1 protein-coding gene is annotated in these 253 nt (G+C 72.3%); it reads left to right on the top strand.

Annotation, left to right across the window (positions count from 1 at the left end; all coding sequences use genetic code 11):
* Positions 1-12: 12 nt before the first annotated feature.
* Positions 13-253, top strand: a 241-nt coding sequence (locus tag SB753_RS39490; protein WP_410805478.1) for a hypothetical protein, incomplete at its 3' end; no start/stop codon positions are given.

Raw genomic sequence — 253 nt, 5'->3', positions numbered from 1 at the left:
CCGGGGGCCGGCGTGATCGAATCCGGCCCGGCCGGGTATCGCGCAGGATCCGGTGCCCGTGGTGCGCTCCGGATGCGCCAGACCGGCGAGTCCGCGCCCCGCGATCGTCTGCACACGCTGGTGCGGCTGCTGCTCGACGAGCCCGCCGGCATCGACGTGTTCGACACGGCTGACGAGCTGCACGTGAGTGAGGCGACTCTCGAGGCGGACCTGGTCAGGGTGCGCAGTCTGCTCGACGGCACCGAACTCGCGC

The sequence above is a fragment of the Paraburkholderia sp. SIMBA_053 genome, assembly GCF_046534895.1.
Classification (GTDB): domain Bacteria; phylum Pseudomonadota; class Gammaproteobacteria; order Burkholderiales; family Burkholderiaceae; genus Paraburkholderia; species Paraburkholderia caledonica.
This window is presented reverse-complemented; position numbering and strand designations above follow the sequence as displayed.